The following is an 892-nucleotide window of genomic DNA, read 5'->3' on the forward strand; positions in this document are numbered from 1 at the left end:
GCTTGGAGCTATTTCATTTCCGGGTTGCACTGATGCCATCGGACGCTTGCCCTTTGTCCGATAAAACTGAGGCGTGCTGCCACTTCGCTGATGGGCTAACTCCGGGCGGTCTTGTGGGAGCAGCATCATCGCCTCCGCACTCGACGCCAATAGGTCGTGGCCGCACACTTACTGCGACCCGCCACAGGACCAGTCAGTGACACTGACTTGCGTATTCAGTTGGTCGCAGTGTGAAGTTGCTGACGCCGGGTCCGAACTTCAGGCCTAAGCAAACTGAGGCATTATGCCTCTTGGGCGAAACACCCATTTCTAGGGCGCGTCCGTTCTCGTAGAATGTGGTTGCCCTTGAAGCGGGATGTGCCGAAGTCACCGTTCGGGACGAACGAGCAGTACTAGCGCTGTCGGCAGGTACGCTACCCTAAGAGACCGCCCCCTTTTCGGTTTCACACCACGATTTCACATTCCACACGCGCGCAGCTTTTGCGGCGGCTTGTTGCAGTAACCTAGGGAGAAAAGCGATGAGCAAGATCGATCGAAGGTCTGCATTGACATTCGGGTTGGCAGCGGCTTCGGCGGCCATGATAAAGCCCGCCGCCGCTCAAACTACGGGCTACAAGGACACAACTCCGTGGCCAGGTGTGGTGGTGCGTGAGTATGATAGCGAGACACCATCGCTGATCCCGGGTTTTAAGACCGTCTCAATGCGCGACATCATCATGCAGCCGGGATCGAAGACCATGGGGCCCCCGATGATGAATGCCATGGTCTGCCATATCACCGAAGGAGAGCTTCGGCTTGAGCAGGACGAAAAGACCTTTACCGGCAAGAAGAATTTTGTCTGGACCTGCAACAAGGACACAAAGGAGCAGGCGTTCAATGATGGGAACGTGGT

1 protein-coding gene is annotated in these 892 nt (G+C 56.3%); it reads left to right on the top strand.

The window, feature by feature from the left end:
• Positions 1–518: 518 nt before the first annotated feature.
• Positions 519–892 (top strand): hypothetical protein (locus tag AC0L3K_RS40635; protein ID WP_473368208.1); only part of this gene is annotated, 374 nt, incomplete at its 3' end.

Source organism: Bradyrhizobium sp. MI1.10 (assembly GCF_055811035.1).